This window comes from Streptomyces sp. NPDC086835, from assembly GCF_044745705.1.
Lineage (GTDB): Bacteria > Actinomycetota > Actinomycetes > Streptomycetales > Streptomycetaceae > Streptomyces.
The window spans coordinates 43,157-56,526 of record NZ_JBIVAU010000012.1 but is presented as its reverse complement, the minus strand read 5'-3'; the positions used below and the strand labels follow the sequence as shown (position 1 = coordinate 56,526).

The following is a 13,370-nucleotide window of genomic DNA, read 5'->3' as shown; positions in this document are numbered from 1 at the left end:
GCGCCAAGCCGGCTGTGGCGTGGCGCTCCGGGTTCAGGCCCTGGCCGCGCCGCCGCCGTTCTCGTCGTCGCCGTCCTCCGGGAGCTTGCAGACCCGCTCCAGGAAGACAGCGGCGGCGATCACGGCGATGCCGGTCACCACCGCGAAACCGGCGTAGATCGCCTGGTCGCGGCGGGCCGGGACGTCGAGGGAGCCCAGCAGGAACACGCCCGTGCCGCCGTACATGCCGCTGACCAGGGCCGCGACCAAGGCGCTCGCCTGACCGAAGACCACCGCGCGGGCGGCCATCAGGGGCTCGACGCCCTTGGCGCCCGGCCGGCGTTCTCGCTGCGCCCGCAGGCGGGCGCGCAGAGAGAGCGCGGTGGCGGCGAGGACGACGGCGATTGCGGCGAGCACGATCGGCGCGGCCAGCGGCACGCTCGGCAGGGTGCCGAGCGAGTCCCACAGGCGGGCGCCGCCCCAGGAAAGGATTCCTGCCACGGCGAAGAGACCGGCCAGCACACCGAGCCGTAGTTGCTTCACCGAGAAAGCCGCCCTTCGCCTGTCGTTCATGACCCGCCGACCCCGCCGCGGGAGATCGTTCCGTACGAGCCTAACGACTACTCGGGCAGCCGCAGTTCCAGGTCGCCGCGCGGCTGGACGCCGCCGGCGCCCACACCGGCCAGCAGCTCGGCCACCGCGCCGCGTCCCGGCAGCTGTGCCTCCGGCTGCACGTCGTGCCACGGGGCGAGGACGAAGGCACGCTGATGGGCGCGCGGGTGCGGAAGGGTGAGGGTCGGATCGTCGGACACGACGTCCGCGTAGGCGACGATGTCGACGTCGATGGTGCGCGGGCCCCAGCGCTCGTCGCGGACGCGGTCGAACGCTTCCTCGATGGCCTGGCCGCGTTCCAGAAGAGAGGACGGCGGCAGGGTCGTCCTGATCACGACCACCGCGTTGAAGTACGACGGTTGGCTGCCCGGGTCGACTCCCCAGGGCTCCGTCTCGTACACGGGAGACACGGCCTTCACCCGGAGGCCGGGAGTGTCCTCCAGGGCGTCGATGGCGCCCTGGAGGGTCTCCAGGCGGTTTCCGAGGTTGGAGCCGAGGGAGAGCACGGCGTCCTTCGGGTTGGACAGGGTGACATCGGCCGCATCGACCTGTTCCGTGACGGACGACGGCACCGGCTGCACGGTCGGGTCGCTCGCTGCCTGGTTCATACTCGGCTCCGGGTGATCGTGATGGTGACGTCGTCGAAGGGCACCGTGATCGGGGCGTCCGGCTTGTGCACCACCACCTCGACCTCCTCGACAGGGTCGTGTTTGAGGCACACCTGGGCGATCCGCTCCGCCAGCGTCTCGATCAGGTCCACCGGGTCGCCCTCGACGACGGCGACGACCTCCTCCGCGACCACTCCGTAGTGCACGGTCTTCGCCAGGTCGTCGTCGGCCGCCGCGGGGCGGGTGTCCAGACCGAGCACCAGGTCGACGATGAAGGTCTGGCCCTCTTCCCGCTCCTTGGGAAAAACGCCGTGGTGCCCACGGGCCTTGAGGCCGCGCAGCGCGACACGATCCACGCGAATCACTCCTGCTTCTGTAGGTCTGCGGGCACGCGGCCACGTGCGGATGGCGTGGTGCCCGCGTTCGAATCTACCTGCGAGCACCGACAGGACCTGCCCATGGGGCCGTGGAGGACTCACGAGAGGCCGGGTAGGCGCGTATACCCGCACGTGCGCGGCGGCGAACCCTCTTGTTGGCCCCTACCCACTTATGAGGGGCTGTTCTCGTCCTCTTCGCCGTCGGTTTCCGTCAGCACGGGAGAACCGTGGTGCGACCAGATCTTCCAGCCGTCGGCCGTGCGGCGGAACACATTGGTCGCCACGACCAGCTGGCCGACGAGCGGCCCGAGCTCGCCGCCGTCCTCCGCCGGACCGCCGCTGAGGATGTTCTCCGTACAGGTGACCAGCGCCGTGTCACCGGCCAGGTGCACCTTCACGTCGGTGAGGAAGAACTGGATGTACTCGGTGTTCGCCATGATCAGGGCGTACGAGCGGAGCACTTCCCCGCGGCCGGAGAGGACCGGCCAGCCGGGGTGGATGCACGAGATGTCGTCGTCCAGCCAGAGGTCGGACAGCTCGTCGAAGTCGCCGCGTTCCATCGTCTCGTAGAAGGCGGTGTTGGCCTGCTCGACGAGCTCGGTGTCGGTCAGGCTCACCGGGCACCCTCGACGGCCCTCGCGACCCTGACGGCGTCGGCCGTGGCCCGTACCTCATGGACCCGGACCGCCCACGCGCCCTCGTGGGCGGAGATGGCGGAGACCGCGGCGGTGGCGGCGTCCCGCTCGCGGGCGGGCGGCGGCGGGCCGTCCTTGGCCAGTACGCGGCCGAGGAAGCGCTTACGGGAGGCGGCCACCAGGACCGGACGGCCGAGCGCACGCAGCTCAGCGAGATGCGCCACGAGCGCGAGGTCGTGGTCCGCCTGCTTGGCGAAACCGAGGCCCGGGTCGACGACGATGCGCTCGGGCGCGATCCCGCCCTCGACGACGGCCTCCATACGGGCGCGCAGTTCGGCGACCACCTCGGCGACCACGTCGCCGTAGACGGCGCGGCTGTTCATGTCCTCGCTGAAGCCCCGCCAGTGCATGACCACGAACGGGGCGCCGGTCGCGGCCACGACGGGGACCATCCGGGGATCGGCGAGACCGCCGCTGACGTCGTTGACGAGCACCGCGCCGGCCGCGACCGCCTGCTCGGCCACCACGGCGCGCATGGTGTCGACGGAGACGGTGACGCCCTCCGCGGCGAGGCCCCGCACGACGGGGACGACCCGGCGGAGCTCCTCGTCCTCGTCGACCCGGCTGGCTCCGGGCCTGGTGGACTCGCCGCCCACATCGACGAGGTCGGCGCCCTCGGCCACCAGCTCGAGACCACGCTTGATCGCGGCCGTGGTGTCGAACCAGCGCCCGCCGTCGGAGAAGGAGTCCGGCGTCACATTGACGACTCCCATGACCGCACAGCGATCCCACTCCGGCAGGCCGTCGGCCGTGCCCCGTCCGCGCAACGTACTCATGGAACCCAGCCTAGGCCCGTACGGACCACGCCCATGACACTCGTGGCCGGGTGTGGCTCGTGCGCAACCTGTGCGGCGACCGGGCCGGGCTCGAGCCGCGCTCGCGCCGCACCCGGGCGCCCCCGGCCCCCGAGGGGCGGTGTCGCACGCGGCGGACCGAGGTCATGCCGCGCGGGCCTCGCGCGGTTCCGGCCGGGCGGGCAGATGGGCGCAAGGGCGCGGCACGCGGGTGCGCCGGCGGGCGAAGGGACGCGGCAGCGAGAGATTGACGAATCCCTCGGCCTGCATCGCGGCGAAGCCGATACGGGGCAGGTCACGGGTGGTGGGGAAGACCACGAAACGGGGTTCCCAGCGGGGCCGGAACTTGGCGTTGAACTTGTACAGCGACTCGATCTGGAACCAGCGGGAGAGGAACACGAGCAGCCCGCGCCACAGCCGCAGCACCGGTCCGGCCCCGATCTTCTCGCCCCTGGCCAGCGCCGACCGGAACATCGCGAAGTTGAGGGAGACCCGCTCGACGCCCAGGCCGGGCGCCGCCTGGAGGGCGGCGACGATCAGCAGCTCGTTCATGCCGGGGTCGGCGGACCGGTCGCGGCGCATCAGCTCCAGCGACATGCCGTCCGTGCCCCACGGGACGAAGTGGATGACGGCCTTCAGGTCGCCGTACGGGGACTCTCCGCTCTCGTCGGCCTTGTGGGCGGTGGCGATGACGGCGTCACCGTCGGCGGGGTCGCCGATACGGCCGAGCGCCATGGAGAAACCGCGCTCGGTGTCGGTGCCGCGCCAGTCGGCGGCGGCGCGGCGGATCTGCCGGACCTCGTCGTCGGTGAGATCACGGGCGCGCCGTACGCGGGTGCGGTAGCCGCCCCGCTCGATGCGCTTCACCATCTGGCGCACGTTCCGCATGGCGCGCCCGGTGAGGGAGAAATCCGCGACATCCACCACCGCCTCGTCCCCGAGCTCCAGGGCGTCGAGGCCGGTCTCGCGGGTCCAGACCTCGGCGCCGGTCTCCGAGCAGCCCATCACCGCCGGGGTCCAGGAGTGGGCCTTCGCCTCGTCCATGAAGCGTTCGATGGCGCCGGGCCATGCCTCGACGTCGCCGATCGGGTCGCCGCTCGCGAGCATCACACCGGACACGACGCGGTAGCAGACGGCGGCCTTGCCGCTGGGGGAGAAGACGACGCCCTTGTCGCGGCGGAGCGCGAAGTGGCCGAGCGAGTCACGCCCGCCATGGACGGCGAGCAGGTCCCGCAGCCGGCGCTCGTCGTCCTCGGTGAGGCGGGCGGCCGGGTGCTCGGGACGGAAGGCGAGGTAGATGGTGGTGACGGCGGTCAGCAGGCCGAGTGCGCCGAGGCAGTAGCCGACGGTCCAGGAGACGCCGTCGGTGTACTCGATGGGGCCCTCGAAGCCGAAGAGCCCGTAGAGGACGTGCTCCAGGCGGTCGGTGAGGCCGGGGTCGCCGACGACCCTGCCGGGGTGGGCGCTGACGACCACCAGGCCGATGGCGAGCGAACCGGCGCCCATGGAGACGAAGTTGGCGAGCGCCCGCCAGCGGCTGCGGGGGTCGGGCAGGGCGGCGAACTCGCCCCGGTGCCGCAGCAGCAGTGTCAGCAGCGCGAGGGAGAGCAGTACGCCGATGACGGAGTGCCGGTAGACGAACTGTGCGACGGCGCCGGCCGGCAGCAGCACGACGGCCGCCCGCCAGGCCCGGCGCTTGTGGCGCTTGATCCCGTGCGCCAGCAGGAGCAGCAGCATGCCCGCGCTCAGCGAGAGCGCGGCGGCGAACGGGCCGGTGGCGCCCGGCAGTACCTCGGCGATCGTGTGCATCCGGCTGTGCCGGAAACGCGGGAAGATCCCTGCCGCGATGTCGATCAGACCGACGAACGTGCAGGCCGTGCCGACCAGGGCCGGGACCGTCTCGGGCCGTGGGCCGTGCAGCATGCGGCGCACCCGATTCGGAACCGATCCTGATTTGTCCCCATCTACCGTTGCAGACATCGCTTCCCGTGATTCGGATGAGATCCCGTGCCCAAGGCCTCAGGTCGGTCGGCCCGGACGATTTGCGCCCTCTAGGACGGGACTTCGGGGAGGCGGGTTCATCCGCATCCGGAATTCGTCGACTCGGAAGGCACACCCGACTCATGGGTCTGACCAGTAACAAAGTCCTGGCCTTGGCCGCCGCGGCGGCCGTGCTGCTGTTCGCCGCCACGGTGTGGCTGTGGCCGCGGCTGGCGCACCGCGGGCCGCGTGCCGTGGCGGGGCGTGTCGGTCTGCTGCTCGCCACGCAGCTGTCGCTGTTCGCCGCGGTCGGGCTCGCGGCCAACAACTCCTTCCTGTTCTACGGCTCCTGGGCCGACCTCTTCGGGCAGCAGCAGGACATGGGCGTGGTCGTGGACCACTCCCAGGGCACGCACCTGAAGGTCGTGGAGAAACAGAAGCCCGGCGTGCCGGGTGCGTCCCGGCCGGAGACGGGCGGCCAGATACACAAAGTGGTGGTGTCCGGGGCGAAGTCGGGGATCGACAGCCCCGCGTACGTCTATCTGCCGCCGGAGTACTTCCATGCGGAGCACCGGGAGCGGACCTTTCCGGCGGCCGTCGTGCTGACCGGGTACCCGGGTACCGCGGAGAACCTGCTCAAGGGCCTCAAATACCCGAGGACCGCGTACGAGCAGGCCAAAAAGGGGCGGATGCAGCCGATGATCCTGGTGATGCTGCGGCCGACGGTGGCGCCGCCCCGGGACACCGAATGCGTGGACGTGCCCGGGGGACCGAAGACGGAGACGTTCTTCGCCGAGGACCTGCCGAGGGCGGTCTCCGAGACCTACCGGGTGGGGACCCACGCGCGTAACTGGGGCTTCATGGGCAACTCCACGGGCGGCTACTGCGCCTTGAAGATCGCGCTGCACCATCCGGAGCGGTTCTCGGCGGGCGTCGGGCTCTCGGCGTACTACAAGGCGGCCGAGGACCCGACGACCGGTGACCTGTTCCACGGCGACGACCGGGAGCGCAAGCGGGCCGACCTGCTGTGGAGCCTGGACCATCTGCCGCAGGGCCGTTCGTCGTTCCTCGTCACCACCTCCCGGCAGGGGGAAGGCAATCTGACGGGGACGCGCTCCTTCGTCAAGAAGGTGAAGGCGCCGGCGCGGGTGTCGTCGATCGTCCTCGACAGCGGCGGGCACAACTTCAACACCTGGCGGCGCGAGATACCGCCGGCCCTCCAGTGGCTGGCAGGCCGGCTCAGTCCTTCGTGACGGGGCCCGCCGGCGGGACGGTCGCGATGGACTCCAGGGCCACCTCCGCACGCGCGATGTCCTGGGCGTCCGCGTCGATCGAGCGCCGCAGCGCCTCGTGCAGACGGGCCGGTGTGAGGACACCGAGGAACCGCCCGGTCTCCTCCTTGTCGATCACCGCTATCCAGCCCGCGTCGTGCTGGAGCATCGTGGAGAACGCCTGCTTGAGCGAGGCGCCCACCGGCAGCCAGGCCTCCATACGGCGGGCGTGGTCGCGCACCGAACCGCCCTGGCGGGCCCGTTCCGCGGAGATCCAGCCGTGCAGGTTCTCCTCGCCGTCCAGGACGACGGCCCAGCGGGCGCCGAGGTCGCGGGGGAGCGGATCGTCGAGGTGGACGACCGGCGGCTGCTCCAGGTCCGCCGGCTCGATGGGGGTGACGGACAGCCGCTTGAGCCCGCGGTCCGCGCCGACGAACTCGGCCACGTACCCGGTGGCGGGGGCGCCGAGGACGGCGGCGGGGGCGTCGAACTGCTCGATGCGGCCCTGCCCGTAGACGGCGATGCGGTCCCCGAGGCGCACGGCCTCTTCGATGTCGTGGGTGACGAAAAGGACCGTCTTGCGGACCTGGGCCTGGAGCTTCAGGAACTCGTTCTGCAGATGCTCGCGCACGACGGGGTCGACCGCGCCGAAGGGTTCGTCCATCAGCAGCACGGGCGGGTCGGCGGCCAGTGCCCTGGCCACGCCGACGCGCTGGCGTTGGCCGCCCGACAGCTGCTCGGGGTACCGGTCGCCGTACACGGACGGATCGAGGCCCACCAGTTCGAGGAGTTCGGCCGCACGCGCCCGGCCGGCGGACCGCTTGACGCCGAGGAGGCGGGGGACGGTGGCGGTGTTCTCCAGGACCGTCCGGTGCGGGAAGAGGCCGACCTGCTGGATCACATAGCCGATACGGCGGCGCAGTTCGACCGGGTCCGTCCCGGCGATGTCGTGGCCGTCCACGAAGATCTGCCCGCTGCTCGGTTCGATGAGGCGGTTGACCATCTTCATGGTGGTGGTCTTGCCGCAGCCGGACGGTCCGACGAGCGTGACCAGTTCACCCTCCGCGACCTCGAAGGAGAGATCGTCGACGGCCGTGGTGCCGTCCGGGTACCGCTTGGTGACGTGCTCGAACCGGATCATGACTCCCCATTGTGACGGGTGCTGTGTGAAAGCCATGTTGCTGCAATGTGGCGGTCCCGGGGGATTGTCGGTCGCCAGGGTTATGGTCACCAGACATACGTTCGGCGGTTACGGGGGAGGTGGGAGTGGATGAGTACGGGGTGGGCGGGCACGAAGCAGGCGGCGGGGAGCTGCCTCGCGGCGAACGACTGGATCTGCGGCGAGTACTTCCGCTCCCGCAGCCAGGAGTTGACCGACGCGACCGTCCAGCATGTCTGGATCACCGTCGCGTCGGTACTGATCGGGCTCGCGGTGGCCTTCCCGCTGGCGCTGCTGGCCCGTGCCAGGCCGCGGTTCGCGGGACCCGTGCTGGGGCTCACCACCCTGCTCTACACGATCCCCTCGCTGGCCATGTTCTCGCTGCTGCTGCCGTTCTTCGGGCTGTCCGCCGCCCTGGTGGTGACGGGGCTCGTGCTCTACTCCCTCACCATCCTCGTGCGGAACATCATGGCCGGGCTCGAAGCGGTCCCGGCGGAGGCGCGTGAGGCCGCCCGCGGCATGGGATACGGCCCCGCGCGCCTTCTGTGGGAGGTGGAACTGCCGCTGGCCCTGCCGGCCTTGATGGCCGGCATCCGGATCGCGACCGTGTCGACGATCGCGCTGACGACGGTGGGTGCGCTCGTCGGCAAGGGCGGTCTCGGCAATCTGATCGACGACGGCGTGCAGACCACGTTCAAGGCACAGGTGCTCACCGCGTCCGTGCTGTGCGTGCTGCTGGCGGCCGTCGCCGATCTGCTGCTTCTCGGCGTGCAGCGGCTGCTCACCCCTTGGACCCGCGTGCGGACGGCGGAGGCGAAGGTCTGATGAGTGTGGTCTCGGGTGCGTGGACCTGGCTCACCACCGGCGCCAACTGGTCCGGGGAGGGCGGTGCCTGGCACCGGCTCGGCGAGCATGTCTACGTCAGCGGTGTCGCTCTCGTCCTCGCCTGTGCGATCGCGCTGCCCGTCGCCCTGTGGCTCGGGCACATCGGCAAGGGCGGCGCACTCGCGGTCAACATCTCCAACGCGGGTCGGGCCGTGCCCGTCTTCGCGGTCCTCGCGCTGTTCATGCTCACGCCGCTGCGCAGCGCCGGCTATGTGCCGACCATCATCGCCCTGGTGCTGTTCGCCGTGCCGCCGCTGCTGACCAACGCGTACGTGGGCATGCGGGAGGTCGACCGTGCCGTGGTGGAGGCCGCGCGGGGGATGGGCATGTCGGGCGGGCAGGTCTTCCTGCGCGTCGAGCTGCCCCTCGCGTACCCGTTGCTGATGACCGGGCTGAGGTCGGCCGCCGTCCAGGTCGTGGCGACGGCCACGATCGCCTCGATGGTCGGCCAGGGGGGCCTCGGCCGCATCATCACCGCCGGGTTCAACACCTACAACACACCGCAGGTGGTCGCGGGCGCGCTGCTCGCGGCCCTGCTGGCCCTCGTCGTGGAAGGGGTTCTGGTGGCCGCCGACCGGCTGCTGAGTCCCTTGCGCAGGACCGTGCCGTCGTCCGGCTGACGGCACGCGCCGACCTGCTTGTGTCACCAATTCGCTTCCCATGTCGCTGTGGACGGAGAACCTGATGATCAAGACCTCACGCATCGCCGGTGCGGTACTCGGTGTGGTGGCCCTGACGGGTTCCCTTGCCGCGTGCGGCGGTGAATCCCTCGAGCAGGAGAGCGCCGGCACGTCACCGGGGGCCGGCTCGGGGAAGAAGGGCACCCTGGTCGTCGGGGCCGCGGCCTTCACCGAGTCGAAGGTCCTCGCAGAGCTGTACGCCCAGCTGCTCGGCGACGCCGGCTACAAGACGTCGATCACCACCGTGAAGAACCGCGAGCTGTACGAACCGTCCCTGGAGAAGGGCGAGATCGACGTCGTACCGGAATACGCGGCGACCCTCGCCGAATTCCTCAACGCGAAGGTCAACGGACCCAAGGCACCGGAGGAGAAGCCCGTCGCGTCGGGTGATGTCACCTCGACCGTTCAGGAGCTCACGAAGCTCGCGGAGCCGCTCGGACTGAAGGTGCTGCCCGTCGGCGAAGCCGTCGACCAGAACGCCTTCGCCGTCACGAAGGAATTCGCCGAGAAGAACAAACTGAAGACACTCAGCGATCTCGGCAGGTCGAAGCGACCGGTGAAGATCGCGGCCGGCGACGAGTGCGAGGTGCGGCCCTTCTGCGCACCGGGTCTGAAGAAGACCTACGGCATCGACGTCACGGGCATCGACCCGAAGGGCGTGGGGACCCCGCAGGCCAAGCAGGCCGTCAAGGACGGTGAGGACGACATGGTGCTCACCTACACCACCGACGGCACGCTCGAGAGCTACGGCCTGGTCCTCCTGGAGGACGACAAGAAGCTTCAGAACGCGGACAACATTCTCCCGGTCGTCAATGCGAAGGACGCCGGCGGCGCGGAGATCGCCGATGTCCTCGCCGGGCTGACCAAGGCCCTGACCACCGAGGATCTCGCAGAGTTGAACCGCAAGGTGGACTCGGAACGCGCGAAGCCCGCGGACGTCGCGAAGGCATATCTGGAGTCGGAGGGACTGCTGCGGAAGTAGCGGTCGCCGGGCCCGGCATTCTCTCCGAGAGATTTGCCGGGCCGACGCCCCATTCAGTGCCTACGCACGGTAAATTTCAGGCCATGCCACGAGGACGCCACCGCCATTCCCCGCCCCTGCACAAGCTGCTGCCTCCCTCGGCGGTCGCCGGAGCGTCGGTTCTGTGCGCCGCCGGCGCGTGGTTCGTCGGCGATGCCGTGGCGCTCCGTGTGCTGGTCGCCGCCGCGGCGGCCGCCGCCGTCACCGGTGCCGTCCTCATGCGTAGTTGGGACCGCGCGGCCGGACGCAGGGTCGCGGAGCTGACCCGCGGCCGGGCCGGCGACCAGTGGAAGTTCGAGGAACGCATCGCGGAGCTCGAGACGGACGTCGAGGAGTCCCGCGAGCTGCGGTTGAAGCTCGACGCGAAGCTGCGCGCCAAGCGGGTCGAGCTCGCCGCGCTGCGGGGCGAGCACGCGGCGCTGCTGCGGCGGTACGCGAACGCGGAGACGGAGCGGGCCAGCGCCCTCGAGGGCCGCAGGCAGCTCGCGATCGAGGCGGCGGCACCGGCGAAGGCACTGCTGCCCGCCGGTTCCACGCCGACGCCCTCGACGTTTCTGCGTGCGGCCAGGGCGCTGGAGGACCTGTCCCGCAACGCCGCGGCGCAGGAGGCCAGACACACGGCCGAGGAAGCACGCCGACGGGACCTCGCGGAGCGTTCCCGTGAGGCGGACGAGCCGCAGGGGAAGCACGCGGCGGGCGCCGGGGCCGAGCAGACCGTACGCCCGTCGTCCGCCCTCCCCGCACGCCGGACCGTTCCTGCCGCCGCAGCGATCGTCCCGTACGGTCAGCAGCGCTCCCGCGTGAAGCGCCCTGAGGGCGGCTTCGACTTCTTCGGCACGGGCAGCGCGGCGAACGGCGGCACGGGCGACGGGACTTCCCACGAGGCCGCGTCCGTTGCCGAGGCCGGCGACGGCGTCAAGGCCGTCGAGGGCGCCGCCGCACTGAGGGCCCTCGAGGCGTCCGGCACGCAGAAGGCGATCGAAGCGGTCCAGCACGAGGACCTGGCGGACGTCGTGGGTGAAGAGGCCCTCGCGGCCCAGCGCATCAGCGGCCCCCGCGCGGTCGGCAAGGTCATCGACCTGACCGCGCACGACGAGACGGAGCAGCTGGACGTCGCCGGGCTGCGCAACGCCGTCTCCTGATCGCGGCGGGCGCTACTTGTCGATGTCGCCGACGACGAAGAACAGCGACCCGAGGATGGCGACCATGTCGGCGACCAGCGTCCCGGGCAGCAGCACCGTGAGCGCCTGGATGTTGTTGTAGGACGCCGAGCGGAGCTTGAGCCGGTAAGGGGTCTTCTCGCCCTTGGAGACCAGGTAGTAGCCGTTGATGCCGAGCGGGTTCTCGGTCCAGGCGTACGTGTGGCCCTCGGGCGCCTTGAGGACCTTCGGCAGCCGCTGGTTGATCGGACCCGGGGGCAGGTCGGCGATCCGGTCGAGGCAGGCGTCCGCCAGGTCCAGCGCGTTGTGCGTCTGCTCGAGGAGCACCTCGAAGCGGGCCAGGCAGTCGCCCTCCTGCCGGGTCACCACCCGCAGCGTGTCCTGCAGTTCGGGGTAGGCGAGGTAGGGCTCGTCCCGGCGCAGGTCGAAGTCCACACCGGAGGCGCGGGCGATGGGACCGCTGACGCCGAAGGCGTGGACGGCGTCCGCGGAGAGCACTCCCACGCCACGCGTCCGGCCGCGGAAGATCTCGTTGCCGAGGACGAGGCGGTCGTACACGTCCATGCGGGAGCGGACGTCCGCGACCGCGTGCCGGGCACGGCCGAGCCAGCCGGCGGGCAGGTCCTCCTTGAGGCCGCCGACCCGGTTGAACATGTAGTGCATCCTGCCGCCGGAGATCTCCTCCATCACGGTCTGCAGCTCTTCACGCTCGCGGAACGCGTGGAACACCGGCGTGATGCCGCCCAGCTCCAGGGGATAGGAGCCGAGGAACATCAGGTGGTTGAGGACCCGGTTCAGCTCGGCGAGGAGCGTACGGGACCACACGGCGCGCTCCGGGACCTCCATACCGAGCATCCGCTCCACGGCCATGACGACGCCGAGCTCGTTGGAGAACGCGGACAGCCAGTCGTGCCGGTTGGCGAGCACCACGATCTGCCGGTAGTCGCGGGCCTCGAAGAGCTTCTCCGCGCCGCGGTGCATATAGCCGACGATCGGTTCGGCCTCCCGGATGCGCTCGCCGTCGAGCACCAGACGAAGACGCAGCACGCCGTGGGTGGAGGGGTGCTGGGGCCCGATGTTGAGCACCATGTCGGTGTTCTCCGCCGCACCGCCGATGCCGACCGTCGTCTCCGTCATGCCGACCAGTCTCTCAGAGGCCGTCCCACCCGCTGCATGAGCCAGGTGAAGTCGCCGAGGCCGCCCTTCGCGGTCAGCTCCGCCGCCTCCCCGGCCCGGGACAGGGCGCGCACATAGCCCGCGGGGTCCGACGACGCCAGGGCGAGCGGCGGCCGCTCCCCGCTCACGCCCAGTCTCCGAAGCGCCTCCCGCTGGCCGACCAGCTCGGCGCCCCCCGGCGCGGCGCACGCGTCCAGCGCCACATGGGCCGTGATGTCACAGCTTCCGTCCGGCACGGGGCGCACCTCGCGGCCGTCGCGGAAACCGGTCAGCGTGCCGAACGGCGGCCGGGCCCCTGCGGTGTGCGCGTAGTCCACGGCGACCGCGAGACCCGACGCCAAAGAGCCGGCCGCCGTCGCCCACGCCTCGTCCCGTGGCCGGCCGATCTCCGCACGCGTTCCCGGTTCGCCGAGCGGCCACCAGCGGGCGAGCCAGTCGGCGTCCGCCCCGGTGACCTCGTCGCCGAGCCGCTCCTCGCCGTCCTCGCGTACCAGCACGCGGCGGATTACCCCGTCCGCGTCCACCTCGGCGACGTCCACGGGAACGTTGTCGAGCCACTCGTTCGCGAACAGCAGCCCGTCCAGACCCTGGGGGAACTCCGCGGTCCACTCGATACGCGGGTCGAGGTCCGCGGGCCGGTCCGCCCGCTCGACGGCGTACGCGCGGACCGACAGGCCGGGCGGCAGCGCGGCGAGCACACCGGTCAGCAGTTCACCGCGGCCCGCCCCGACGTCGATCAGCGCCGGCTCCTCGAGCCCCAGCGACCCGGCCGTCGAAGTCAGCAGCTCGGCCACCGCGGCGGCGAACAGCCCGGACGCGTGGACCGAGGTACGGAAATGGCCCGCCGGACCCTCCGGCCGCCGGTAGAACCCCCCCGGCCCGTACAGCGCGGTCTCCGCCGCGTCCCGCCAGCCGCGCCAATCGCCGGTCTCATACGTCACGGGCACCAGTCTCCACCTTGCGGAGTACGCCT

Annotated in this window: 14 protein-coding genes; 5 read left to right on the top strand and 9 right to left on the bottom strand. The window is 71.1% G+C overall.

All coding sequences use genetic code 11. The annotated features are described in order from the left end of the window. Positions 1-33 precede the first annotated feature (33 nt). From ACIPJI_RS31360 to ACIPJI_RS31335, 6 genes are all read right to left on the bottom strand, one after another. A complete protein-coding gene (locus tag ACIPJI_RS31360; RefSeq protein WP_307710442.1) occupies positions 34-522 on the bottom strand; it encodes a DUF3180 domain-containing protein in 489 nt (162 codons plus the stop codon). Positions 523-599: 77 nt separating this feature from the next. After that, positions 600-1,199: a 2-amino-4-hydroxy-6-hydroxymethyldihydropteridine diphosphokinase gene (gene folK / locus ACIPJI_RS31355; RefSeq protein WP_307707626.1), complete on the bottom strand. Its 600-nt coding sequence runs from the start codon at positions 1,197-1,199 to the stop codon at positions 600-602. After that, positions 1,196-1,555 carry a dihydroneopterin aldolase gene (gene folB, locus ACIPJI_RS31350; protein WP_005314173.1) on the bottom strand — a complete coding sequence of 120 codons (360 nt, stop codon included), beginning with the start codon at positions 1,553-1,555 and terminating at the stop codon, positions 1,196-1,198. Before folB ends, folK begins: the two co-directional genes overlap by 4 nt. 191 nt (positions 1,556-1,746) lie before the next feature. After that, positions 1,747-2,193 (bottom strand): nuclear transport factor 2 family protein, encoded by a 447-nt coding sequence (locus tag ACIPJI_RS31345; RefSeq protein WP_159689081.1) that lies wholly within the window; start codon positions 2,191-2,193, stop codon positions 1,747-1,749. Continuing rightward, on the bottom strand, positions 2,190-3,047 hold the full coding sequence (folP, locus tag ACIPJI_RS31340; protein ID WP_356620697.1) for a dihydropteroate synthase: 858 nt from the start codon (positions 3,045-3,047) through the stop codon (positions 2,190-2,192). The genes ACIPJI_RS31345 and folP overlap by 4 nt, the downstream gene beginning before the upstream one ends. Before the next feature lie 162 nt (positions 3,048-3,209). Further along, on the bottom strand, positions 3,210-5,045 hold the full coding sequence (locus tag ACIPJI_RS31335; protein WP_402250165.1) for a phosphatidylglycerol lysyltransferase domain-containing protein: 1,836 nt from the start codon (positions 5,043-5,045) through the stop codon (positions 3,210-3,212). 143 nt (positions 5,046-5,188) lie between these two features. Here ACIPJI_RS31335 and ACIPJI_RS31330 point away from each other — a divergent pair, with 143 nt between their 5' ends. Then, the gene (locus ACIPJI_RS31330; protein WP_356620695.1) at positions 5,189-6,298 is read left to right on the top strand and encodes an alpha/beta hydrolase-fold protein; all 1,110 of its coding nucleotides are present in this window, start codon (positions 5,189-5,191) and stop codon (positions 6,296-6,298) included. On the opposite strand, the gene ACIPJI_RS31325 is transcribed toward ACIPJI_RS31330, so the two are convergent. Next, entirely contained in the window at positions 6,285-7,457 is a 1,173-nt protein-coding gene (locus ACIPJI_RS31325) for an ABC transporter ATP-binding protein (protein WP_307707630.1), read from the bottom strand. The genes ACIPJI_RS31330 and ACIPJI_RS31325 overlap by 14 nt on opposite strands. A 129-nt stretch (positions 7,458-7,586) precedes the next feature. Between ACIPJI_RS31325 and ACIPJI_RS31320 the strand changes: the two genes are divergently transcribed. The 4 genes from ACIPJI_RS31320 to ACIPJI_RS31305 all read left to right on the top strand — a co-directional run bounded on the left by ACIPJI_RS31320 (position 7,587) and on the right by ACIPJI_RS31305 (position 11,203). Further along, positions 7,587-8,300 (top strand): ABC transporter permease, encoded by a 714-nt coding sequence (locus ACIPJI_RS31320; RefSeq protein WP_402250162.1) that lies wholly within the window; start codon positions 7,587-7,589, stop codon positions 8,298-8,300. Beyond that, complete coding sequence (locus tag ACIPJI_RS31315; protein WP_356620694.1) at positions 8,300-8,980, top strand: ABC transporter permease; 681 nt, start codon at positions 8,300-8,302, stop codon at positions 8,978-8,980. Before ACIPJI_RS31320 ends, ACIPJI_RS31315 begins: the two co-directional genes overlap by 1 nt. A 64-nt stretch (positions 8,981-9,044) precedes the next feature. Then, positions 9,045-10,022: an ABC transporter substrate-binding protein gene (locus ACIPJI_RS31310; RefSeq protein WP_402250160.1), complete on the top strand. Its 978-nt coding sequence runs from the start codon at positions 9,045-9,047 to the stop codon at positions 10,020-10,022. A gap of 83 nt (positions 10,023-10,105) precedes the next feature. Further along, entirely contained in the window at positions 10,106-11,203 is a 1,098-nt protein-coding gene (locus tag ACIPJI_RS31305; RefSeq protein ID WP_402250158.1) for a hypothetical protein, read from the top strand. Between the two features lie 12 nt (positions 11,204-11,215). Here ACIPJI_RS31305 and ACIPJI_RS31300 read toward each other — a convergent pair whose 3' ends face one another. Together ACIPJI_RS31300 and ACIPJI_RS31295 are read right to left on the bottom strand one after the other, a co-directional pair. Then, positions 11,216-12,358, bottom strand: a complete 1,143-nt coding sequence (locus ACIPJI_RS31300; RefSeq protein ID WP_307707635.1) for an NADH-quinone oxidoreductase subunit D — start codon at positions 12,356-12,358, stop codon at positions 11,216-11,218. After that, positions 12,355-13,347: an SAM-dependent methyltransferase gene (locus ACIPJI_RS31295; RefSeq protein WP_402250368.1), complete on the bottom strand. Its 993-nt coding sequence runs from the start codon at positions 13,345-13,347 to the stop codon at positions 12,355-12,357. Before ACIPJI_RS31295 ends, ACIPJI_RS31300 begins: the two co-directional genes overlap by 4 nt. Positions 13,348-13,370 lie beyond the last annotated feature (23 nt).

What these genes read in the sequence shown, in the direction of transcription:
- ACIPJI_RS31335 (WP_402250165.1), bottom strand. Translation starts at nt 5,045, where the DNA reads ATGTCTGCAACGGTAGATGGGGACAAATCAGGATCGGTTCCGAATCGG.
- ACIPJI_RS31305 (WP_402250158.1), top strand. Translation starts at nt 10,106, where the DNA reads ATGCCACGAGGACGCCACCGCCATTCCCCGCCCCTGCACAAGCTGCTG.
- ACIPJI_RS31310 (WP_402250160.1), top strand. Translation starts at nt 9,045, where the DNA reads ATGATCAAGACCTCACGCATCGCCGGTGCGGTACTCGGTGTGGTGGCC.
- folP (WP_356620697.1), bottom strand. Translation starts at nt 3,047, where the DNA reads ATGAGTACGTTGCGCGGACGGGGCACGGCCGACGGCCTGCCGGAGTGG.
- ACIPJI_RS31330 (WP_356620695.1), top strand. Translation starts at nt 5,189, where the DNA reads ATGGGTCTGACCAGTAACAAAGTCCTGGCCTTGGCCGCCGCGGCGGCC.
- ACIPJI_RS31300 (WP_307707635.1), bottom strand. Translation starts at nt 12,358, where the DNA reads ATGACGGAGACGACGGTCGGCATCGGCGGTGCGGCGGAGAACACCGAC.
- ACIPJI_RS31325 (WP_307707630.1), bottom strand. Translation starts at nt 7,457, where the DNA reads ATGATCCGGTTCGAGCACGTCACCAAGCGGTACCCGGACGGCACCACG.
- ACIPJI_RS31315 (WP_356620694.1), top strand. Translation starts at nt 8,300, where the DNA reads ATGAGTGTGGTCTCGGGTGCGTGGACCTGGCTCACCACCGGCGCCAAC.
- ACIPJI_RS31320 (WP_402250162.1), top strand. Translation starts at nt 7,587, where the DNA reads ATGAGTACGGGGTGGGCGGGCACGAAGCAGGCGGCGGGGAGCTGCCTC.
- folK (WP_307707626.1), bottom strand. Translation starts at nt 1,199, where the DNA reads ATGAACCAGGCAGCGAGCGACCCGACCGTGCAGCCGGTGCCGTCGTCC.